This window comes from Aeromonas sp. QDB34 (genome assembly GCF_027705405.1).
Lineage (GTDB): Bacteria > Pseudomonadota > Gammaproteobacteria > Enterobacterales > Aeromonadaceae > Aeromonas > Aeromonas hydrophila.
In genome coordinates this window covers 52,626-74,265 of sequence record NZ_JAPDBT010000012.1, presented here as the reverse complement: position 1 = coordinate 74,265, position 21,640 = coordinate 52,626, and the positions used below count along the sequence as shown (strand labels likewise).

Sequence of the window (21,640 nt, the reverse complement as noted above, 5' to 3'; positions counted from 1 at the left end):
GCACCATAGCTCAGTTTAAAAGCGGGTGTCGATCAAAAAAATGGGACGTTCCACGTGGAACAGCAGGCAAAAATTAAGCGTGGTGAAAATGACCACTTGTTGGTTCAATCCTGACTACAGGATGTTTTCCAACTGGCGCCAATTTCCATCTAAAAATTATTAATTTAAACAAAATCATGTCGTTATAGATGTGGCACAACAATTGGAATAGCTATCTGGTCATCTCAACCACACCGGAGCACACCAGATGAAAATCCTGATCGCAACCTTGATTGCCAGCAGCCTGAGCCTGAACGTCATGGCCGACGAGTACCCCAGACCCGAACTGGACAGCGCCAAGCTGGCGCAGGAGATAGCGGCCCAGCAGCAGCAGGCTTCCCATACAGTGGTGGAGGAGGCGATCCACAACCTCAAGCCGCTGGCGCTGGAGACCCTGGTGGTGGAGGCGAGCTCGGCCGATGCGACTCACCCCGAGAGTTGAGATAGCGCAGCGGGGTCTGCCCCGTGTGCTGTCTGAAGAAGCTGATGAAGGCGCTGTCGCTGGCGAACTCCAGCGTTGCCGCCACCCGGCTGATGGGTTCGGCCTCGGCCAGCAGCTCCAGTGCCCGCAACAGTCGCCACTGCTGGCGCCAGGCCTGGTAGCTCATGCCAGTCTCCCGCATGAAGATACGACCTATGGTCTTGTCACTGGCACCCACCCGTTCGGCCAGCCGGTTGAGCCGATCGGGCAGGGTGTCGCCCCGCTTCACTTCCTGCAGCCAGCCGGCCAGACGTGGGTCTGACGGCAGCGGCAACTGCCAGGATTCCCGCGGCGCTTGCGCCAACTCCTCCTGCAACAACGCCAGCGTGCAATGCTGTTCCGCCGCTGGCTTGTCCCACGGCCAGATCGCCATCCGCTCGATGATCTCCCGCAGCAGCGGGTTGACCGCCAGCACCGCCATCTCGGTCGGCAAGCCGGGCTCCGGCTGGAAGTAGAGGGAGCGATACGCCACCACCCCGCGCATCAGCACCCGATGGGGCAGCCCTGCCGGCAACCAGGCCGCTCGCGTCGGCGGCAGCAGGCAGACCTGATCTTCCAGCTCTATGGTCATGCAGCCGGCCTGGGCGAACAGCAGCTGATGGCGCCTGTGCTGATGACGGCCGGAGTCGTGCCAGCCGAGGGCGGAGGCGATCCCGATGGTGCTGCCATCGTGCTGATCCGGGTCAAAAGGGTGATCGGGAAGAATAAAGGCCATGTGTCCGATTATTGATGTTTATAGTCCTGCTTATTGTAATCGGACAATCGGCATCACTCTAGAATGACGGCCTCTTGTGAAGGAGGTTTGTCATGAACAACAAGTTGCCACCGCTCTGGCTGGTGGTCGGATTGATGATGTTTCCGCAGATAGTGGAGACCATCTACAGCCCGGTGCTGACCCATATCGCCAGCCAGTTTCGGGTGAGCGAAGGGCAGGCATCCCAGACCCTGTCGGTCTATTTTCTGGCGTTTGCGGCGGGCGTGGTCTGCTGGGGCAGACTGTGCGATCTGGTCGGGCGGCGTCCCGCCATGCTGGCGGGGCTGATGACCTATGGCGCCGGGACTCTGCTGGCTTTGCTGGCCACCGAATTTGAAACCCTGTTGCTGGCCCGGGTCATCGCGGCCTTCGGCGCCGCCGTAGGCTCAGTGGTGACCCAGACCATGCTGCGCGACAGCTATCAGGGCAGTGATCTGGCGCGGGTTTTTTCGGTGATGGGCATCGCGCTCTCCCTGAGCCCGGTGCTGGGGCTGGTGAGCGGCGGCCAGCTGGCGAGCGGGTTCGGCTATCTCGGGGTATTCAGCGCCCTGCTGGTGTTGGCAATCGGATTGCTGCTGGTCACTTGCTGGCAACTGCCGGAAACCCGGCCGGCCATCACCCAGCGGGTGGCGCTCTGGCCGCTGGCACAGCAGATGGTGCGTGATGCAGCCTTGTGGCGCAGCGCGGCTCTGGTGGCGCTGTTCAACACCATGCTGTTTGGCTACTACAGCCTGGCTCCCTTCCTGTTTGCCGGGCTGGGGTTGAGTGCGGGCGAGTTTGGTTACTCCGGCATCTTGTTGGCGCTGGCGACCCTGGGGGGCAGCCTGCTCAACAAGCGCCTGCTGGGGCGTGGCTGGTCGCCTGCCTCGCTGATCCGGCTAGCCGCCGCGTTGGCGCTGGGGTCCGGCTGGCTGGTGTGGGCCAGTCAGACTTCGCTCTGGTTCCTGCTGCCGATGATGGGGGTGGTGGTGGCGTTCGGGCTGGCGATCCCCAATGTGCTGAGCCAGGCGCTGCTGGCTTATCGGGAGGTGGCAGGCAGTGCCGGTGCCTTGTTCGGGCTCGGTTACTACCTGTTGCTCAGCCTGGGGTTGGCGGTGGCAGCCAGCTTGCAGGATCTCGGTCTGCTGCTCGGTGGTTGCGGTCTGTTGGCACTGTGCTGCGGTTGGCGTCGTTCCACGTGAAACATCAGCTGCCAATAAAGCGGTAGCCGATGCCGGATTCGGTTTCTATCAGCGTGGGTTGCTGGGGGTTATCTCCCAGCTTCTTGCGCAGGCTGGCGATGACGATGCGCAGGTAGTGGGTGTCCTCCTTGTGGCTCGGCCCCCAGATGTCGTTGAGCAGCTGGGTCTGCAGCACCAGCTTGCCGGGGTGGCACACCAGCGCCTGCAGCAGGGCGAACTCCTTGCGGGAGAGGGGCACCTCTTCCTCCCCCAGGGTGACCCTGTGGCTGCTGCTGTCCAGGGTCAGCCCACACTGGGGGAAGTGGCGCTGCTCGCCGCTGCTGACCCCGGCCCGCTGGCGCAGCAGTACCCGGATGCGGGCCATCATCTCGCCGATGCCGAACGGCTTGCTCATGTAGTCGTTGGCCCCCGCATCCAGCAAGCGCACCTTCTCCTGTTCAGAATCCCGCGCCGACAGCACCAGTACCGGGTGCTGATGGTGCTCGCGAATGGCCTGCAATACCTGGATGCCGTCCCCGTCCGGCAGGCCGAGGTCCAGGATCACCAGATCGGGATTGAGGTGGCGATACTGCGCCAGCCCCTCATTGACGCCGACCGCCTCGCTCACCTGATGCCCCTCGGCGATCAGGCTGATCCGCAAAAAACGGCGGATGGCCGCCTCGTCGTCGATGACCAGTATGTGAGCCATTCAGCCTCCAGCTGGATAGAGTAAAAAGGTTCAGGCCGCGGCTGCATTGAGCGCCAGCGGCAGGGAGATGCGCATGCAGGTGCCGTTGCCGTTGGGGCCGGAAAATGCCCAGATGCGGCCGCCGTGGGCCTCTATCATAGCGCGGGAAATGGCGAGGCCAAGTCCGGTGCCGCGGCTGCCGCAGTCGCCGACCGGCTGGGTGTAGAACAGATTGAAGATCTTGTCCCGATCCGACTCGGCGATGCCGACCCCGATATCGATGATGTCGAGGATGAGATCGGGGTCCGCCAGCATCACCTTGAACTCGATGGGGGTGCCGGCCGGCGAGTAGCGGGAGGCGTTGTCGAGGATGTTGACCAGCACCTGCTCGATCAGGGCGCCGTGCACATAGAGGCGGGGGATCTGCTGATCGAAGTGCACCAGCAGCTTGTGCTGGCGCCAGGAGGAGTCGAGCCGGCGGCGGGCGTTCTCCACCAGATCCGCCAGGTCGACCCAGTCCCGTTTCAGCTGGAAATCCGGTGAGCCGATGCGGGTCATGTCCAGCAGGTTCTGCACATAGCTGTGCAGTCGACGCGCCTCGTCCTGCACCGAGTGCAGCAGCTCGCAGCGATCTTCGCTGCTGATCCGGTCACCATATTCCAGCAGGGTGCTGCCGGCCCCCATGATGGTGGCCAGCGGCGTCTTCAGATCGTGGGAGACCGAGGAGAGCAGGGCGGCGCGCATCCGGTCGGTCTCCGCCTGCAGCTGGCTGTCGGCCAGCCGTTCGTTGAGATCGATCCGGGCCAGTGCGGCGCGGATATCGGTGAGCAGGGCCTGCAGCTGATGCTCGGCCGAAGAGGCGAGCGGATTGGCCAGCACTATCCCCAGCACCAGTTCATCGCTGAGGTGGTGGTACTGGGCTTCGGCCGCGTTGAGGGTGGCGGTGTGGGCGCCGGCGCTCTGCTTCTGGGCCAGACACCAGTCGATGGCCGCCTTGTCGGTCTGCCCCGGCTTGTGCTGGGTCGAACCGGCCCTGTGCTGGTAGTGCTGATCGAGGGCGAACACCGGCTGGCCCAGCGCCAGCGAGATGGCTTGGGATCCCTGTCTGAGCACCTCTTCCGGACTGCTGGCGGTGGCCAGTCCCTGGCTCAGCGACAACAGGGCGTTGCCCAGTTGCTGGGTCTCGCGCAGGCCGATCAGCTGTTGGCGCTGACGGGAGGCGAGCCGCCCGGCCGTGATGCCGACGATCAGCAGCACGAACAGGGTGAGCAGATCGCTGTGGCTGGCCACGCTCAAAGAGAAGTAGGGGGCGGTGAACAGCAGATTGTGGCCGACGAAGCCCAGCACCGCGGCCAGGATGGCGGGCATCAGGCTGGTGGTGAGCGCGGTGGCCAGCACCCCCAGCACGAACAGCATGGGCAGGGAGGCGGGCGGCAGCCAGTGGGAGAGGCCCCAGACGGCGGCCGAGGTGGTCCCCATGATGGCCACCGCCAACAGGCTCTGGCGAATGTCCTTGGGGTGGAGCGGCTGCAAGCCCAGGCTGGGCTTGCGCTTCTCGGTATCCACCAGCGTGATCTCGAGCCCCTGCGCCTGCTTGAGCAGGTGTTGCACCAGCGAGCGACGCCAGGGGGCCTTGTGGGGTTTGCCCAGCAGCAGTTGCGACACCTGCTGCTGCTCGGCGGTCTCCAGCAGGGTGTCGGCCACCGCCGGACTGGAGAGGGTCAACACCTTGGCACCCAGCTGGGAAGCGAGCGCCAGTGCCTGCTCCAGCTCGACCGAGCGCTGCCCCTTGCTGTCGATGTGCACCACCAGCCAGGGCAGCTGGCGGCGCTGGGCGAAGCGGTGACCGTAGCGCACCAGGGCGGCGCCGTGCTGATCGCCGAGGCAGACCATCAGCTTGCCCCGCAGCGGCAGTGTGGTCTTGCCGGCCGCCTGCCACTGCAGTTGCAGATCCCCCTCCACGTGGCTGGCGGCGGTCTGCATCGCCAGCTCGCGCAGGGCGGTGAGGTTGTTCAGAGAGAAGAAGGACTGCAGGGCGGCCTTGGCCTGGTGGGGCACATAGACCTTGCCCTCCTTGAGGCGGCCGAGCAACTCCTTGGGGGGGAGGTCGATCAGCACCAGGCTGTCGGCCTCCAGCAGCACCTGATCCGGCAGGGTCTCCTTGACCCTGACCCCGGTCAGCTGCCACACCAGATCGTTGAGGCTCTCCAGGTGCTGCACGTTGAGGGTGGTGTAGACGTCGATGCCGGCGCCCAGCAGCTCCTCCACATCTTGCCAGCGCTTCTCGTGGCGGCTGCCGGGGGCGTTGCTGTGGGCCAGCTCGTCCACCACGGCGATGGCGGGCTTGCGGGCCAGCAGGCCGTCCAGATCCATCTCCTCCAGCCGCTGCTGGCGGTGCAGGTGCAGCTTGCGCGGCTGGATGGCGAGCTTGTCGAGCAGGGCCAGGGTCTCCTGGCGGCCGTGGGTCTCCACCACCCCGATCAGGATGTCGACCCCCTCCCTGGCCTGCTCCCGCACCGCCTGCAGCATGGCGTAGGTCTTGCCGACGCCGGGGGCGGCACCGAGAAACACCTTCAGCTTGCCCCTGTGCTCCTGTTCCAGGCTCGCCAGCAGGGCGTCCGCCCTCACCTCATCACGCATCCCCGTGCTCCCGTTGCATCGGCCGAACCGCGGCCGTGACCTCATTGCTCATGCTTGTCCCCGTTGTCGAAAGGGAGCCTGTCCCGAACGGCAAGGAGCGCCCTCAGGCGCCCTTTTGATGATCGAGTTGCAGGTTCAACTGGAGAATGTTGACCACCTGCGGGCCAAGGATACCAGCTTGTGCCGCCGACTTGACCTGCTCCGTCAATTGAACGGGATCCAGCCCCCGTTGCCCGGCGACCCGCTCTACCTGAGCCAGCGCTGCAGCGAGCGGCAGATGGGGATCGAGGCCGGAGGCGGAGCGGGTCAGCAGGGCGGGGTCCCTGGCTTCCGGCTGCGCCCTGGCCGCCGCGGCGGCAAACTCGGCCCGCAGCGGCGAGCTCATCCCCAGGTTGCTGGCGCCTCCGCCTATGGTGGCGAAGTCGCTGGCGGAGGGGCGAGAGTGGAAGTAGTCGGCCCGCTCGAACTTCTGTGCCAGCAGGGCGCTGCCGACCACCTGCTGCTTGTCGTTGGTGAGCAGGCTGCCGTTGGCCTGCCAGGGGAAAACAAGCTGGGCCAGCCCGGTGACGGCCAGCGGATACGCCACCCCCAGCAGCAGGGTCAGGGTCAGCAGGGTTCTGATTGCTATCATGATTTTCTTGCTCCAAATGCGTTGGGTGGATGCGGGTCTGCCCCGCATCCGGTAATGCCGTTACACCAGCCCCAGGCCGGTGATGACCAGGTCGATCAGCTCGATGCCGATGTATGGGTGCACGATCTGGCTGTGGATACCATCGCGCGGCATTTTCATCACACCAGTCCCAGCCCGGTGATGACCAGGTCGATCAGCTTGATGCCGATGTTTGGGGGCACGATCTGGCCGTGGATACCATCGCGCGGCGTTTTCATCACACCAGCCCCAGGCCGGTGATGACCAAGTCGATCAACTTGATGCCTATGAAGGGCACTATCAGGCCGCCGACGCCGTAGATCAGCAGGTTGCGGCGCAGCAGGCTGGCGGCCGAGCCCTGCAGGCTGACCCCGCGCAGGGCCAGCGGCACCAGCGCGACGATGATCAGGGCATTGAAGATGATGGCCGACAGGATGGCGCTTTCCGGGCTGCCCAGCTGCATCAGGTTCAGCACCCCCAACTGCGGATAGGCGGCGATGAACAGGGCCGGCAGGATGGCGAAATACTTGGCCACGTCGTTGGCGATGGAGAAGGTGGTCAGGGCGCCGCGGGTCACCAGCAGCTGCTTGCCCACCAGCACCACGTCCAGCAGCTTGGTGGGGTTGGAGTCGAGATCCACCAAGTTGCCCGCCTCCTTGGCGGCCTGGGTCCCCTCGTTCATGGCCAGCCCCACGTCGGCCTGGGCCAGCGCCGGTGCGTCGTTGGCGCCGTCCCCGCACATGGCCACCAGCCGGCCATCGGCCTGCTCCTGACGGATGTAGGCCAGCTTCTTCTCCGGCGTCGCCTCGGCGATGAAGTCGTCCACCCCGGCCTCGGCGGCGATGGCGGCGGCGGTCAGCGGGTTGTCACCTGTGATCATCACGGTGCGGATCCCCATGTGGCGCAGGATCTGGAAGCGGGCCTTGATGCCCGGCTTGATGATGTCCTTGAGGAACACCACCCCCAGCAGCTTCTCGTGGGTACAGACCAGCAGCGGGGTGCCGCCCTGGCGGGCGATGTTGTCTACTGATTTGAGGATGAGCTCGGGCACCGCCTTGCGATCGAGCGAGAGGTAGCGCAGCACCGCGTCCACCGCCCCCTTGCGATAGTGATGGCCGTTGCGATCCAGCCCGCTCAGCCGGGTCTCGGCGCTGAAGGGGATCAGGATGTCGCTCTCCAGCTGGCTCGGTCTGGTGTGGCTCTTGCCCGCCAGGGTCAGGATGGATTTGCCCTCCGGCGTATTGTCGCCGAGCGAGGCCAGCATGGCGGCCTGGGCCAGCAGGGAGGGGTCCACGCCGGGGGCAGGGATCAGCTCGTCTGCCATCCGGTTGCCGAAGGTGATGGTGCCGGTCTTGTCCAGCAGCAGGGTGCGCACGTCGCCGGCGGCTTCCACCGCCCGGCCCGACTTGGCGATCACGTTGAGCTTCACCAGCCGGTCCATGCCGGCGATGCCGATGGCGGAGAGCAGACCGCCGATGGTGGTCGGGATCAGGGTGATGAACAGCGCCAGCAGATAGAGCCGGGGCACCTGGGTGCCGTTGTAGTCGAGGAACCAGGGCAGGGTGGCCACCACCAGCAGGAAGATCAGGGTCAGCCCCACCAGCAGGGCGTCCAGCGCCATCTCGTTGGGGGTCTTCTGCCGCTTGGCTCCTTCCACCAGTGCAATCATCCGATCCAGCGTGCTTTCGCCCGGGTTGTTGCTGATGTGCACCCAGATCTGGTCGGAGACGACGGTGGTGTTGCCGGTCACGCCGCTGCGGTCGGTGCCCGACTCGCGGATGACGGGGGCGGATTCGCCGGTGATGGCCGCCTCGTTGACCGAGGCGATGCCGGCGACCACTTCGCCGTCGGCCGGGATCATCTCGCCGCTGTGCACCAGCACCAGATCGCCCTTGAGCAGGCTGGTGGCCGGTACCCATTCGCCCTTGTCATCCTGTGGGCTGGTGACCCGACGTGCCTTGAGCTGGCTCATGCCGGCCTTCAGGCTGTCGGCCCGCGCCTTGCCGCGCCCCTCGGCCAGGGTCTCGGCGAAGTTGGCAAACCAGAGGGTGAGCCAGAGCCAGGCGGTCAGCTGCCAGGCCAGTGAAGGGGCAACGCCGGAGAGCGGCTGCCCCAGCAGCGACTCCAGGGTCGCCATCACGGCCGCCAGCCAGAGGGTGAACAGGATGGGGCTGCCAAACAGCGCCCTGGGGTTGAAGCGATAGAGGGCTTCCACCATGGCCTGCAGGATCTGTGATTTCTGTTTCTTGCCCTTCACCTGAATGGTGTCGGTGCTCATTGAAGCGGACTTGCTCATTGGAAAGCTCCCTGCATCGAATAGTTGGTCACGCAGATCAGTCGGGTGTGCAGCATCAGAAGGCACCTCCCAGCAGGCTCAGGTGTTCCGCCACCGGACCCAGCGCCAGCACCGGCAGGAAGGAGAGACCCCCCATCAGCAGCACGGTGACGATCAGCAGGGTGATGAAGAGCGGGCCGCTGACGGGGAAGTCCCCCTCGCTTCGCTCCTGGCGCGGGGCGCGGGCCAGCTGGCCGGCGATGGCCAGAACCGGAATGATGTAGCCGAAGCGACCGAGCAGCATGGCCAGCCCGATGGCGATGCACTGCCAGCTGTCGGCGGCGGCAAAGCCGGCGAAGGCGGAGCCGTTGTTGCCGGCGGCCGAGGCGTAGGCATAGATCAGCCGTGACAGGCCGTGGGGGCCGTCGTGGCCGATGACGGTGGCGGAGTCCGGCATCAGCAGGGTAATGCCGCCGATCACCAATACCCCGACCGGCATCACCAGCATGCTGGCGACCACCCACTTCATCTCGGTGATGCCGAGCCGTTTGCCCAGATAGGTGGGGGTGCGCCCCACCATCAGGCCGCACAGGAACACGGTCAGCAGCACGAACAGCATCATGCCGTAGATGCCGGCACCGACGCCGCCGAACACCACTTCACCCAGCAGCATGTTGATCATGGCGACCATGCCGGCGAGCGGGGCGAAGCTGTCGTGCATGGCGTTGACCGAGCCGTTGGAAGCGGCGGTGGTGGCCACTTCCCAGATGCTGGACAGCACGGGACCGAAGCGGCTCTCCTTGCCTTCCCAGTTGCCGGCTTCGCTGGTGAGGTGGGCGAGGGCGGGATCCGGCTTCAGCTCCTGACCGATGGCGAGGCAGAGCCCCAGCACCAGCATGATGGTCATGGCGATGAGGATGGCGCGGCTGTGGGCTAGATCCTTCACGTAACGCCCCAGGGTGCAGACCATGGCGGCGGCCAGCGTCAGCAGGGCAACCATCTCCAGCCAGTTGGAGAGGGCGGTCGGGTTCTCGAACGGATGGGCCGAGTTGATGCCGAAGAAGCCACCGCCGTTGGAGCCGAGCTGCTTGATGGCGATCTGGGAGGCGGCCGGGCCGAGCGGCAGCAGCTGCTCCTGGCCTTCCAGCCCGTGGAACGGCAGGTAGGCCGACAGGCTCTGGGGCACCCCCTGCCAGACCAGCAGCAGCGCCAGGATCAGCGCCATCGGCAGCAGCACGTAGAGACAGAAACGCACCAGATCCTGCCAGAAGTTGCCGAGGTGGGTGGTCTGCTGGCGGGCGATGCCGCGAAACAGGGCGATGGCGACGGCGGCGCCGGTGGCGGCGGAGACGAAGTTCTGGGTGGTGAGTCCCACCATCTGGCTGAAGTAGGAGAGGCTGGCTTCGCCGGAGTAGGCCTGCCAGTTGGTGTTGGTCATGAAGCTGACCGCGGTGTTGAAGGCGAGTTGCCAGTTCAGCCCGGGCAGCTGCTGCGGGTTGAGGGGCAGCAGCCCCTGTGCCAGCAGGATCAGGAACAGCAGGCCGAAGCCGGCGCCGTTGAAGGCCAGCAGGCTGAGGGCGTAGGACTTCCAGTCCTGCTCGCGCCCGTCCGTGCCGCAGCAGGCCAGGGTGGCGCGCTCAAGCGGGGCCAGCCAGCGACTCTTGCCTTCAAACACCCGATACAGGTAGTTGCCAAGCAGAGGCGCCGGCAGCAGCACCAGCAGTACGAACGCGACTGGATAGATGATCTCTTGCCACATATCCGGTTCCTCACTCATGGGTGCGCGCGAGGGCGCGCAGCAGATAACCCGCGAGGGCGAGGACCAGCAGCAGATATAGCCAATTCATAACGACTCCGTTGAGGTAATTAGCGTCAGGGATCGATGCATATCCGTGTCGATCCCATAGGTCTCATTGACGCTGAAAGGGTATGTAAAACGGGCGTAAAGGCGCCATAAAGCCCAATTTGGCTGGCGTAAAATCGGCGTAAAAAGAAGGGGGTTGGCAAAGTGGAGGGGTGGGTCGCGATCAAAAAACCCGGCCTGAGCCGGGTTTGGTAGCAATTGACTGAGACTGGTCTGATAGTGACAGGCCAGTTTCAAACATGCTTATCGCATGGTCACAAACTCTTCCGCGCTGGTCGGGTGGATGGCGACGCAGTTGTCGAAGTCTGCCTTGGTGGCGCCCATCTTCATGGCGACGCCGAAGCCCTGCAGGATCTCGTCCATGGCGAAGCCGATGCCGTGCAGGCCGACCACCTTCTCTTCCGGGCCGACGCAGACCAGCTTCATCCGGGTGGGCTGGCGATGCTGGGTCAGCGCCGAGTACATGGCGGTGAACTGGCTGCGGTAGGCCTTGACCTGCTCTTCACCGTATTCGGCGATGGCTTCCGGCTCGGTCAGGCCAATGGTGCCGATGGGCGGGTGGCTGAACACCACGGTCGGCACCAGGTCGTAGTTGAGGTGCTCGCCCGGCTTGTTGTTGAACAGCCGTTCGGAGAGGCGGCGGCCCGCCGCAACAGCCACCGGGGTGAGCTGGATGCGGCCGGTGTTGTCACCGACGGCATAGAGGTTGGCGACGGCGGTGTTCTGGAACTTGTCGGTCGGGATAAAGCCCTTCTCGTCCAACTCGATACCGGCGGCGGCCAGATTGAGGTTGTCGGTGGCCGGGACGCGGCCGATGGCCCAGATCAGGCAGTCGACGGTGAGGTGGCGACCATCTTCCAGCTGCAGGGTCAGGCTCTCATCGGCGTTCTTGACCACGGCTTTCGGAATGGCGTGGGTGTGCAGCTTGGGCCCTTCCTGCGCCATGATTTCGACCAGAGTCTCGTGGATCATGGGGTCGAAGTTGCGCAGCGGCGCGTGTTTGCGCACCACCAGATGGGTCTCGGAGCCCAGTGCCTGCATCACCCCGGCGATCTCCACCGCGATATAGCCGGCCCCTACCACGGCGACCCGTTTGGGCTGGCTTTGCAGCTCGAAGAAGCCGTCGGAGTCGATACCCAGCTCGGCGCCCGGAATGGCCGGCACTTCAGGACGGCCGCCGGTGGCGATCAGGATGTGATCGGCGCTGTACTGCTCGCCATTCACTTCGATGGTGTTGCTGCTGACGAAGCGGGCGAAGCCCTTGATGACGGTGATCTGGTTCTTGCCCAGCACGTTCTGGTAGGACTGATGAATGCGGCCGATGTAGGCCTGGCGGGACTCGACCAGCTTGGCCCAGTTGAAGTGGTTGAGGGTGGTGTCGAAGCCGTAGTCGGCGCCATATTTCAGGGCATCGGCGATCTGGCCGGCATACCACATGGCCTTCTTCGGCACGCAGCCGACGTTGACGCAGGTTCCACCCAACTCTTTGGCTTCAATCAGGGCAACTTTCTTACCGTACATGGCAGCCCGGTTGGCCGAGGCGATGCCGCCGCTGCCGCCGCCGATGGCGATATAGTCAAAATGCTGTGCCATTGCGAGGTTCTCCGCTCATTAAGAATGCAATCACAGCATGATGGGGATAAAGCGGCTGGCTCACAAGAGCCAGCGCTCAGTTATGTTGGATCGGCAAGCGAATATGGAACTGGGCGCCGTTGTCCGGCTCGCTGACGCAGTTGATGCGACCGCGCAGCAGCTGCACCACCAGGTTGTAGATGATGTGGGTGCCGAGCCCGCTGCCGCCCTGACCCCGCTTGGAGGTGACGAAGGGGTCGAAGATGCGCGGCAAGATCTCGGGCGGGATGCCGCGGCCGTTGTCGCTGTAGTCGATCAGCAGCTCTTCACCCTGCTGTTCCACCTTGATGGTGATCTTCTTGGGTTTGTCCCAGTTGTCGAAGCCGTGGTTGATGGAGTTGAGGATCAGGTTCGAATAGATCTGGGTGAAACTGCCGGGGAAGGAGAAGATCGACAGCTTGGGATCGCACTGGATATCCACCTCGCATTGGGCCTTCTTCAGCTTGTGGCCGAGGGAGACCACCACCTGGTGCAGGTTGTCGGCGAGGCTGAAGTTGTAGCGTGCCTCGGACGACTGATCCACCGCCACCTGCTTGAAGCTGGCGATGAGCTCCGAGGCGCGGCGCAGGTTGCCCTGCAGCAGCTGCATGGACTCGTCGAGGTTGACGGTAAATTCGGTGAGATAGGAGCGCGACAGCTGCTTGGAGTCGATGTGCTGCTTGAAGTCGGCCACCCGCTCCTGCAGGTAGGAGGAGGCGGTCACGCTGATACCGATGGGGGTGTTGATCTCGTGGGCCACGCCGGCCACCAGCGAACCGAGGGAAGCCATCTTCTCCGACTCCACCAGGGTCTGCTGGGCCTGTTTCAGATCGTCGTAGGCCTTGCCCAGCTGGTCGTTGGCATCGCTCAGGCTGCGGGTGCGCTCCACCACCTTGCCCTCCAGCTGTTCGTTGAGCTGGATGATCTCCCGCTCCACCTTCTTGAGACGGGTGATGTCGTAGCCAAAGCCAATCAGATACTTGAGGTTGGGCCCCTCGTAGAAGGGGGCGAAGGTCCACTGCAGCACCAGCTCGTGGCCCTGCTGGTCATGCATGATGACCTCTTTGTCCTCGATGGAGCCGTGATCGGCCAGGGTGGTCGCCAGCTCGTCGCGCTGGGCCTTGCTGACGAACAGATCCAGCCAGTTGTGCTGCAGTATCTCCTGCTGGTGGTAGCCGGTCAGCAGAATGGCTGCCGGGTTGATGCTGGCGATGTTGAGGTCCGGCTCCATGCAGCAGATGACCATGTTGGCCGAGTTGATCAGGGTGGCGGAGAAGTCACGCTCCTGTTGCAGCTGCTCGGCGGCCTGATGGCGCGCCGCAAATTCGTCGTTCAGCCGGGTACGCATCTGGTTGAGGGTGGCGACCAGGGTGTCGAGCTCGTCGGGTTTCTTGCGGGGCAGGGGGCGCCCCTCCAGGGTCAGCTCGATGGCGAGCCGGTCCAGATTGAACTTCTGGGCATAGTTGGCGATGCGGTTGAGGTGCCGCACCACCAGGTAGTAGATGATGATCAGGATGCAAAACGAGACCACCAGGGTCTTGATGGTCTGGCTGACCATGATCAGCACCGATTTCTCGATCAGGCGCTGGTAGATCTGCTCAAGCGAGGCGGCGACGAACAGCTTGCCCACCACTTCGCCCTGATAGGTGAGGTTGAACTCGCGGGAGATGTCGTAGCTTTCCCGCTCCACCCCCTGGGTCAGCAGCGGCACTTCCGAGTTGCCGAGCATCTCCTTCACCATCACGAACTGCATGTTGGGCAGGTTCATGATGCCTTCGATCTGTACCTTGACCTGCTCTTCGTCCAGGTTCCACAGGCTGGCGGCGATGGGCTGCAGGAATGAGGCCTCGATCTGGCCGATGCTGTCCTCGATCACGGCCACGTCCTTGCGGTAATCCCAGGCAAGCTGCAACACCGTAATGATCATCGCCAATACGGTACTGCACACCAGAATGTAGGAGAGCAGGCGGTATGAGAGTCCGTTACGGCCGACGGCCTTAGCGGTCTTGGAGAAGAGTCCTGACATGGCGTCCTTGCGGTCTGGATATATTGCCATTTAGTTTAACTGCTTCATGCACTTATGTCGTGTTTCGTTAGCGTGATAAAAACAAGGCCCCGAAACGGGGCCTTGTTGATTAAGAACGGTTTTTAATGACTCCCTTTCGCCTTGGGCGGAATGGATTCGTCAAACACCGGCAGCGGTTTGTGTTCGGAGGCCAGGTAGGTGTAGATCACCGGCAGCACGAACAGGGTGAACAGGGTGCCGATGGCCAGACCGGCCACGATCACGATGCCGATGCTGAAGCGCTGGGCTGCCCCGGCCCCCGTTGCATAGAGCAGCGGGATGAGACCGGCGATCATGGCGGCCGTGGTCATCAGGATGGGGCGCAGACGCACCTTGGCGGCGGCCATCACGGCTTCCATCCGGTTGCGACCGTGCAGCAGCTGCTCCTCCTTGGCCACCTCACAGATCAGGATACCGTGCTTGGTAATCAGGCCGACCAGGGTGATCAGACCCACCTGAGAGTAGATGTTCATGGTGGCGGCACCCCAGGCCAGCGCGATCAGTGCGCCACTGATGGCCAGCGGTACGGAGACCATGATCACCAGCGGGTCGCGGGCCGACTCGAACTGGATCGCCAGCACCAGGAAGATGATGGCCAGCGCCAGGGCGAAGGTGGCGTACAGGGCGCTGCCTTCGGTCACGAACTGGCGGGCTTCACCCATGTAGTCGTAACGGTAACCCTGCGGCAGCTTCTCGCTGGCGGTGGCATCCAGCCAGGCGATGGCGTTGCCCATGGTGGTGCCCGGCATCAGCACGGCACCTATGGTGGCCGAGTTGAGCTGGTTGAAGTGGGGCAGGGCGCGCGGCTCGCCGACCACCTCGATGCTGATCAGGCTGCCGAGCGGGATGGACTGGCCGTCGGCCGCCCGCACGTAGTAGCCCTTGATCGACTCGGGGTTGAGGCGGTATTTGCGCTCGACCTGCGGGATCACCTCGTAGGAGCGGCCATCCAGGTCGATCCGGTTGACGTAACCGTCCGACATCATAGTGCCCAGGGTGATGCCGATGTCCTGCATGGTGATGCCGTAGGCACCCGCCTTGTCCTTGTCGATCTTGATCTTCATGGTGGCGGAGTCGTACTGCAGGTCCAGCTCGGAGTAGACGAAGCGTCCGCTCCCCTGGGCTGCGGTCAGGATCTCGCTTGCCACCTGATAGAGGCTCTCGAAGTTGTTCGGCGTGGTGATGACGAACTGGATCGGCAGGCCGCTCGAGGCACCCGGCAATTCCGGGAACTGGAAGGTGGTGATGGACATGCCGGGCACGTTCTCGACCAGCTTGCCAACCCGTTCCAGCACCTCTTTCTGGCTCGCTTCACGCTGGCTCCACGGCACCATGGAGGCGATACCGAACGCCTGGTTGGCGTTGAACACTCCGGAGAAGACCTGGGAGAAGGCCACTTCCGGCTGTTCGTCCAGCACCTTGTTCACCTGCTCCATGGTGCCCTGGATGTAGTCCAGGTTGACGTTGGAGGGGGCGGTACCCAGCACGGCCATGACGCCCTTGTCTTCGTTCGGTGCCAGTTCGCTCGGAATGAACTTGAACAGCATCGGCAGGCTGGCGAAGACGATGACGGCGAACAGCACCACCACGATGCGCTTCTGCATCACGGCGTGCAGCATGGCATCGTAGCGGACCGTCATGCGGTCGAGCAGATGATGCACCTTGCTCTCGAACTTGCCCGGCTCTTCGTTGGCCTTGAGCATCTTGGCGCACATCATGGGTGACAGGGTCAGCGCTATGATGCCCGACACGAACACGGCGCCGGCCAGGGTGAGGGCAAACTCCTTGAACAGGGAGCCGGTGATGCCCCCCATCAGGGCGATCGGCGCATACACGGCGGCCAGGGTGACCGTCATGGCGATGACCGGCACGGCGATTTCACGGGTGCCTATGATGGCGGCCCGGAACGGTTCTTCCCCCTCCTTGACGTGGCGATCCACGTTCTCCAGCACCACGATGGCGTCATCCACCACCAGACCGATGGCCAGCACCATGGCCAGCAGGGTCATCAGGTTGATGGAGAAGCCGAACATCTGCATCACCATCACCACCCCGATCAGGCTGAGGGGAATGGTGATAATCGGGATGATGACCGCCCGGAACGAACCCAGGAACAGAGTGATCACCACCAGCACGATGGCGGCTGCCTCGGCGATGGTCTTGATAACCTCGCTGATCGACTCGTTGATGGCAACGGTCGAGTCATAGAGGACATTGGCCTCCATGGTGCTCGGCATGTTGCTCTTCAGGCTCGGCAGCATCTCCAGCACGTCGTGGGCGATGTTGATCGGGTTGGCGGTCGGCGCCGCGTTGATGGCCAGTACCACGGCCTCGCGGCCGTTGGCGGTGGCGCGATACGTATCGTGGCTCTTCTCCAGGCTGACCTTGGCGATGTCTGCCAGACGGATTACCTTGCTGTCACGGGTGGCCACCACCAGGCGCTCGAGCTCTTCGGTAGTATTGACCTGGGTCTCGGCATTGCCGTTGTAGAGGGTGAAGTAGCCGGTGGCCTGGCCGGTGGCGGACTGATAGTTGTTGCTGTTGAGCACGCTCATCACGTCCGCGGCGGTCAGGTTGAACGCCGCCATCTTGGCCGGATCCAGCCACACCCGCAGGGCGTACTTGGTACCACCGTACATGTCGACCTTGGAGACGCCGCCGACGGTGAAGAGCTGGGGCTTGATGACCCGCTCCAGGTAGTCGGTGATCTGGCTGGCGTTGAGCTCTGGGCTGGTAAAGCCGATGTAGAGCACCGCCGTGGTCGAGCCGGTCGACATGGTCACCGAGGGATCTTCCGACTCCTTCGGCAACTGGGAACGTACCGAGTTGACCTTGGCCAGAATGTCGGACAGGGCCGCATTCGGGTTGGTGTTGAGCTTCATGTAGGCAGTGATGGTCGAGCTGCCGAGCTGGGTGGACGACGTCATGAAGTCGATGTTGTCCGCCTGGGCGATGGCCTGTTCCAGTGGCTGGGTGATGAAGCCCTGGATCAGGTCGGCACTCGCGCCATAGTAGCTGGTGCTGACCGTGACGACCGTGTTGGTCATCTCGGGGTATTCCCGCACCTGCATCTTGAACACGGCCTGGACACCCAGCAACGCGATCAGAAAGCTGATCGAGATGGCCAGGATGGGCCGCTTGATGAATATATCGGTAAAGCGCATCTGTCTCTCCGCGTTTTACAGCATGGGAACCTGGTCCGGAACCTTCAGGCCCTGGTCCTGCACGATTTTCACTTTGGCGCCGTTGCTCAGGCGTACCTGGCCGGACATGACCACTTCGTCACCCGCCTTGATGCCGGAGACCACGTGCGCATCGTTGCCCTTGCGCTCGCTGACCTTGACCACCACCTGCTCGACGCGCTTCACGCCATCCTTCTCTTTGACCAGGTAGACGTTCTCGCCATACAGGGTAAAGGTGATGGCGGTCTGCGGCAGCACGATCTGGTCCTTCTGGGCCGGCAGCAGAATGCTGGCGCGGGCAAACATGCCGGAGCGCAGCTGGCCGTCGTTGTTGGGGATGTCCGCCTGCACCTGGATCAGGCCGCTCTGGTAGTTGACGGCCGGTTCGATGGCGCTGATGTGGCCCTTGAACTGGCGATGCGGGTAGGAATCCACGTTGATCAGGATGTCCTGATTCAGGCGAATGCGGGAGATATCGGTCTGCGGCACGGTGAAGCGCAGGCGCATCACGCTGGTGTCTTCCAGCCGGACGATGTCGGTACCCGGTTGCAGGTACTGACCGAGGAAGACGTTGCGCAGGCCGACTACACCGGCAAACGGTGCGCGCACTTCGCGGCGGGCGATGGTCGATTTCAGACTCTCGATATCGGCCTCGAGGGAGCGGTAGGTCGCCTCGGTGTCGTCCAGCTGGTCGCGGGAGATGGAGCCCTTGGTGAACAGGTTCTGATAGCGATCGAACTTGGCCTTGGCCGCCGGCAGCTTGGCCATGGAGGCGCGCAGGTTGGCCTTCTCGACGCTGGCATCCAGGCTCAGCAGCAGCTGATCCGGCTTGACGGTATCACCCGACTCGAAGGAGATGCTGTCGATGGTACCGGATTGCTCGGTTGACAGGGTTACCCCCTGGTTGGGTTCGATGAAACCGATGGCCTCGATGGTCGGCACCCAGTCGCGGGTCTCCACCTTGTGGGTGGTGACTGGAAACTCGGGCTCCGGCATGTTGGCCATGTAGTTGGCTATCATCTTTTGCTTGAACAGGTTGAAGCCAATCACGCTGCCGAACAGGGCCAGCGCGATGAGCAACATGATGCTCATCCACTTTTTCATGAACTCTCGCTCCTGAGATATGAGTGCAATGTTTAAGGGGTCAAAATAGCTCGCCAGCAGGCCCGGATCACGGCTTCCAGCTGGTCTTGCGTCAGTTCGAATTGGTGCACCTGGCTTTGCAGCGCCATATTTGCCACGCAATCCAGGCTCAGCACCTGCAGTACCCGGACGGGCAGGTCGATAAACAGACCCTGTTCCAGGCCCCGTTCGAAGAAGCGATCCAGTGGGGCCCAGGCGGCCTTGATGACCGGGTCCTGCTCCAGCTCTGCTCCCAGCGGGGACGTTTCATACTGCAATTTGCATTTGAGCGCGTTCGGTTCGTCGACAAAGATGGCGTGGATGTTGAGCCACAAACGCCGAAATTGTTCGAACGATACCTCCTCTGTCTGCACGCCTTCCATGACCAGGGGATGACACTGGAGGATGGTGTGCCGATAGAGTTGGCGGATCAGGTCATCCTTGTCGCTGAAATAGCGATAGATGGTGCCTGCCGCCACTCTGGCTTTCTTGGCCACCACGGCAATGGAGAGGCCGTGGAAACCCTGTTCGCCGAGTACTTCATGAGCCGCATCGAAAATGCGTTCTTTCTTGTTCATGACGGGATGATCACAACGGCTGAATGAACGTTCATTCATTCTAGGGGGGCTTTGAGGCAAGTCAAGTTTTGCCCATCATCGGATTGCTATGTGGGGGGAGCCAAAAGTAACGGAGCGGGGCTGGATCCAGCCTGAATGAAACAAAAACGCTTAAAAAAAGCCAGAAACGATGGAAAAACAAGCGGTTGATTCTGTGGGATAAAAAAATAGTAGACAAGGTGGGTCCCCATCATTAATATTGCGCCCCGTTCGACAGCGTAGCGCCCGTAGCTCAGCTGGATAGAGCGCTGCCCTCCGGAGGCAGAGGTCACAGGTTCGAATCCTGTCGGGCGCACCATCAAAAGTGCGCCGGTTAAGCGGGCGAGTTGAAGAACGAAAACAGCTGTGGTGGCTGTAGCTCAGTTGGTAGAGTCCCGGATTGTGATTCCGGTTGTCGTGGGTTCGAGCCCCATCAGCCACCCCATTTTACAGCTTGTCAGGTATGCGAAGGTGGCGGAATTGGTAGACGCGCTAGCTTCAGGTGTTAGTGCCCCCCGGGTGTGAGGGTTCGAGTCCCTCTCTTCGCACCATACTTGCTGTATGACGAGGATGACCATTCATGGTCGTCTTTGTGTTTTGAAAAGAAAGCTTTTTTAAAGCCTCGGTGATTAGCGCAGCCCGGTAGCGCATCTGGTTTGGGACCAGAGGGTCAAAGGTTCGAATCCTTTATCACCGACCACATTCTGAAAAACCCCGCTCAGGCGGGGTTTTTTGCTTTCTGTCGTCTGCCAGCCTGCTGCCGCAGGTTTCTGTCACGTCTGTTTACATTTCTGTTGGCACTTTCTCGCTGTCGCTTCGGGTATGCTGGGACGCAGACCCACGGCAAGTGGGCGTTATTGAACACAATTCAGGCCAACATGTCATATGCACCCAAATTCTTTGCGCGTCAGTACACTGGCGCTGGTTGTCGTGGCCCTCAGCGGCTGCTCATACAAACCCAAACCCGACGAGATCCTGATGGGGGCTGCCCCCATGCAGAGTATTGCCACCTCTGCGCTGGTAACCGATGCCGGATTCTGCGTGGCCCTCAATGACCACAATCAGCTGATCACCCAGCCTTGCGACCAGACTGTTCGCCAGCAGTTCAGCTGGGATGCCGGTGCCTTGCAGCTTGACCAGCGTTGCCTGGTGGCCAAAGGGGTGAGCGAGCTGACCATGGCCGAGTGCCAGGATGAGAGCCGGCAATGGCAGTGGCAGGAAGATCGGCTGTTCAACAGCAAGGCTGACCGCTGTCTGGATGTGGCCGGCCGTCGTCACAAGCCGGGCACCCCGCTGCGGCTGGCCGACTGTTTCGGCGGGGCCAACCAGAGCTTCGCATGGCAGAACAAGGGCAGCATGTTCGACAAGCTGAACCTGAAAAGCCTCATCTGGTAGGGCGTCAGGCCAACCTGGCCAGCTCCCCGTGGCTGGCCGCGAGGCCATGCCCTGCCGGTTCCATTTCCTGTTCGGCGGCCAGCGCGATGCGGGCCATGGCGGCGACCGCTTCCACCGGATAACGGCCGGTTGCCGACTCGGCCGACAGCATCACCGCATCGCTGCCATCCATGACTGCGTTGGCTACATCCATGACCTCGGCCCGGGTGGGCATGGGGCTGGCAATCATGGATTCCATCATCTGGGTAGCAGTGATGACCGGGCGGCCGAGCGCCCGGCAGCGCCGGATCAACCTCTTCTGCACGCCGGGCAGTCTGGCATCGCCAATCTCGACCCCCAGATCCCCACGCGCCACCATGATGAGGTCGGCGGCGTGAATCAGCTCATCCATGGCGGCCACTGACGCCACCACCTCCGCCCGTTCCACCTTGGCCACGATGGCCGCCCGGCTACCGCTGGCACGAATGAGGGTTCTGGCCTCTTCGAGATCGGCGGCGCTGCGCGGAAACGAGACGGCGATATAGTCGGCCTCGAGCAGGCGGGCCGTCAGGATGTCGGCCTTGTCCTTGTCGGTCAGGGCCGGAGCGCTCAGACCGCCGCCCAGCACGTTGATGCCCTTGCGGCTGGACAGGGTACCACCGACCAGTACCCGGGTCTCGATGCGCTCGCCGATCACCTGTTCCACACAGAGCTGGATGCGGCCGTCATCCAGCAGCACGATGTTGCCCGTCTGCAGTTCGCCGGCCAGCGCCGGATAGTCGGTACCGACCCGGGATTGATCGCCCTGGTGGCTGCCCAGGCCGGCATCGATGGTGAAGGGGTCGCCCGGATGCTGCCGTCGGCAAAGCTGGCGATGCGGATCTTGGGGCCCTGCAGGTCGGCGAGGATGCCTATCTCGCGGTCGAGGCGGGCGGCGCAGGCCCGGATCTTGGCCGCCAGGGCCAGGTGTTGCTCCGGACTGCCGTGGGAGAAGTTCAGCCTGAATACATTGGCTCCCGCTTGGATCAATTGCTCCACCATGGTGGCGGATGAGCTGGCCGGGCCCAGGGTGGCGATGATTTTGGTCTTGCGCATGGGATGCTCCTGTTGCGAGGAAAATGCACAAGGGTGGCCGACGGG

The 21,640-nt window shown here is 63.0% G+C and carries 14 protein-coding genes, 4 tRNA genes and 1 pseudogene; 7 read left to right on the top strand and 12 right to left on the bottom strand.

The genetic code is table 11. The annotated features are described in order from the left end of the window. Positions 1–247 precede the first annotated feature (247 nt). Positions 248–481 (top strand): hypothetical protein, encoded by a 234-nt coding sequence (locus OKC29_RS16000; RefSeq protein WP_073352266.1) that lies wholly within the window; start codon positions 248–250, stop codon positions 479–481. On the opposite strand, the gene OKC29_RS15995 is transcribed toward OKC29_RS16000, so the two are convergent. Next, on the bottom strand, positions 411–1,235 hold the full coding sequence (locus OKC29_RS15995) for an AraC family transcriptional regulator (RefSeq protein ID WP_073352264.1): 825 nt from the start codon (positions 1,233–1,235) through the stop codon (positions 411–413). The two genes, OKC29_RS16000 and OKC29_RS15995, sit on opposite strands and share 71 nt — an antisense overlap. A gap of 92 nt (positions 1,236–1,327) precedes the next feature. On the opposite strand from OKC29_RS15995, the gene OKC29_RS15990 reads away from it, so the two are divergent. Continuing rightward, positions 1,328–2,455 (top strand): multidrug effflux MFS transporter, encoded by a 1,128-nt coding sequence (locus OKC29_RS15990; RefSeq protein WP_073352262.1) that lies wholly within the window; start codon positions 1,328–1,330, stop codon positions 2,453–2,455. A 4-nt stretch (positions 2,456–2,459) separates the two neighbouring features. Here OKC29_RS15990 and OKC29_RS15985 read toward each other — a convergent pair whose 3' ends face one another. The 10 genes from OKC29_RS15985 to OKC29_RS15940 all read right to left on the bottom strand — a co-directional run bounded on the left by OKC29_RS15985 (position 2,460) and on the right by OKC29_RS15940 (position 19,108). Then, entirely contained in the window at positions 2,460–3,143 is a 684-nt protein-coding gene (locus OKC29_RS15985; protein ID WP_011704058.1) for a response regulator, read from the bottom strand. Between the two features lie 30 nt (positions 3,144–3,173). Next, positions 3,174–5,762, bottom strand: coding sequence for a sensor histidine kinase (locus OKC29_RS15980; protein ID WP_073352260.1), 2,589 nt, complete (start codon positions 5,760–5,762; stop codon positions 3,174–3,176). 103 nt (positions 5,763–5,865) lie between these two features. Beyond that, a complete protein-coding gene (locus OKC29_RS15975) occupies positions 5,866–6,393 on the bottom strand; it encodes a potassium-transporting ATPase subunit C (RefSeq protein ID WP_073352258.1) in 528 nt (175 codons plus the stop codon). A 256-nt stretch (positions 6,394–6,649) separates the two neighbouring features. Next, positions 6,650–8,707, bottom strand: a complete 2,058-nt coding sequence (kdpB, locus tag OKC29_RS15970; RefSeq protein WP_073352256.1) for a potassium-transporting ATPase subunit KdpB — start codon at positions 8,705–8,707, stop codon at positions 6,650–6,652. A gap of 55 nt (positions 8,708–8,762) precedes the next feature. Beyond that, on the bottom strand, positions 8,763–10,445 hold the full coding sequence (gene kdpA, locus OKC29_RS15965) for a potassium-transporting ATPase subunit KdpA (protein WP_073352254.1): 1,683 nt from the start codon (positions 10,443–10,445) through the stop codon (positions 8,763–8,765). Between the two features lie 348 nt (positions 10,446–10,793). Next, positions 10,794–12,143, bottom strand: coding sequence for a glutathione-disulfide reductase (gorA, locus tag OKC29_RS15960; protein ID WP_073352253.1), 1,350 nt, complete (start codon positions 12,141–12,143; stop codon positions 10,794–10,796). A gap of 76 nt (positions 12,144–12,219) precedes the next feature. Then, positions 12,220–14,187 carry an ATP-binding protein gene (locus OKC29_RS15955; RefSeq protein ID WP_174892449.1) on the bottom strand — a complete coding sequence of 656 codons (1,968 nt, stop codon included), beginning with the start codon at positions 14,185–14,187 and terminating at the stop codon, positions 12,220–12,222. A gap of 122 nt (positions 14,188–14,309) precedes the next feature. Continuing rightward, the gene (locus OKC29_RS15950; protein ID WP_016348885.1) at positions 14,310–17,390 is read right to left on the bottom strand and encodes a multidrug efflux RND transporter permease subunit; all 3,081 of its coding nucleotides are present in this window, start codon (positions 17,388–17,390) and stop codon (positions 14,310–14,312) included. Between the two features lie 15 nt (positions 17,391–17,405). After that, positions 17,406–18,512 carry an efflux RND transporter periplasmic adaptor subunit gene (locus tag OKC29_RS15945; protein ID WP_011704066.1) on the bottom strand — a complete coding sequence of 369 codons (1,107 nt, stop codon included), beginning with the start codon at positions 18,510–18,512 and terminating at the stop codon, positions 17,406–17,408. A gap of 32 nt (positions 18,513–18,544) precedes the next feature. After that, a complete protein-coding gene (locus tag OKC29_RS15940) occupies positions 18,545–19,108 on the bottom strand; it encodes a TetR/AcrR family transcriptional regulator (RefSeq protein WP_016348886.1) in 564 nt (187 codons plus the stop codon). A 260-nt stretch (positions 19,109–19,368) separates the two neighbouring features. Here OKC29_RS15940 and OKC29_RS15935 point away from each other — a divergent pair. The 5 genes from OKC29_RS15935 to OKC29_RS15915 all read left to right on the top strand — a co-directional run bounded on the left by OKC29_RS15935 (position 19,369) and on the right by OKC29_RS15915 (position 20,521). After that, positions 19,369–19,445 (top strand) — tRNA-Arg (locus OKC29_RS15935). A gap of 50 nt (positions 19,446–19,495) precedes the next feature. Beyond that, positions 19,496–19,571: transfer RNA gene (locus OKC29_RS15930), tRNA-His, on the top strand. A 20-nt stretch (positions 19,572–19,591) separates the two neighbouring features. Then, a tRNA-Leu gene (locus OKC29_RS15925) sits at positions 19,592–19,677 on the top strand. A 72-nt stretch (positions 19,678–19,749) separates the two neighbouring features. Beyond that, positions 19,750–19,826: transfer RNA gene (locus OKC29_RS15920), tRNA-Pro, on the top strand. A 185-nt stretch (positions 19,827–20,011) separates the two neighbouring features. After that, on the top strand, positions 20,012–20,521 hold the full coding sequence (locus OKC29_RS15915; protein ID WP_123785057.1) for an RICIN domain-containing protein: 510 nt from the start codon (positions 20,012–20,014) through the stop codon (positions 20,519–20,521). 67 nt (positions 20,522–20,588) lie between these two features. Here the strand turns inward: OKC29_RS15915 and pyk are convergent. Then, positions 20,589–21,595 (bottom strand): annotated as a pseudogene (gene pyk, locus OKC29_RS15910) (pyruvate kinase); the annotation flags it as partial. Positions 21,596–21,640: the final 45 nt, after the last annotated feature.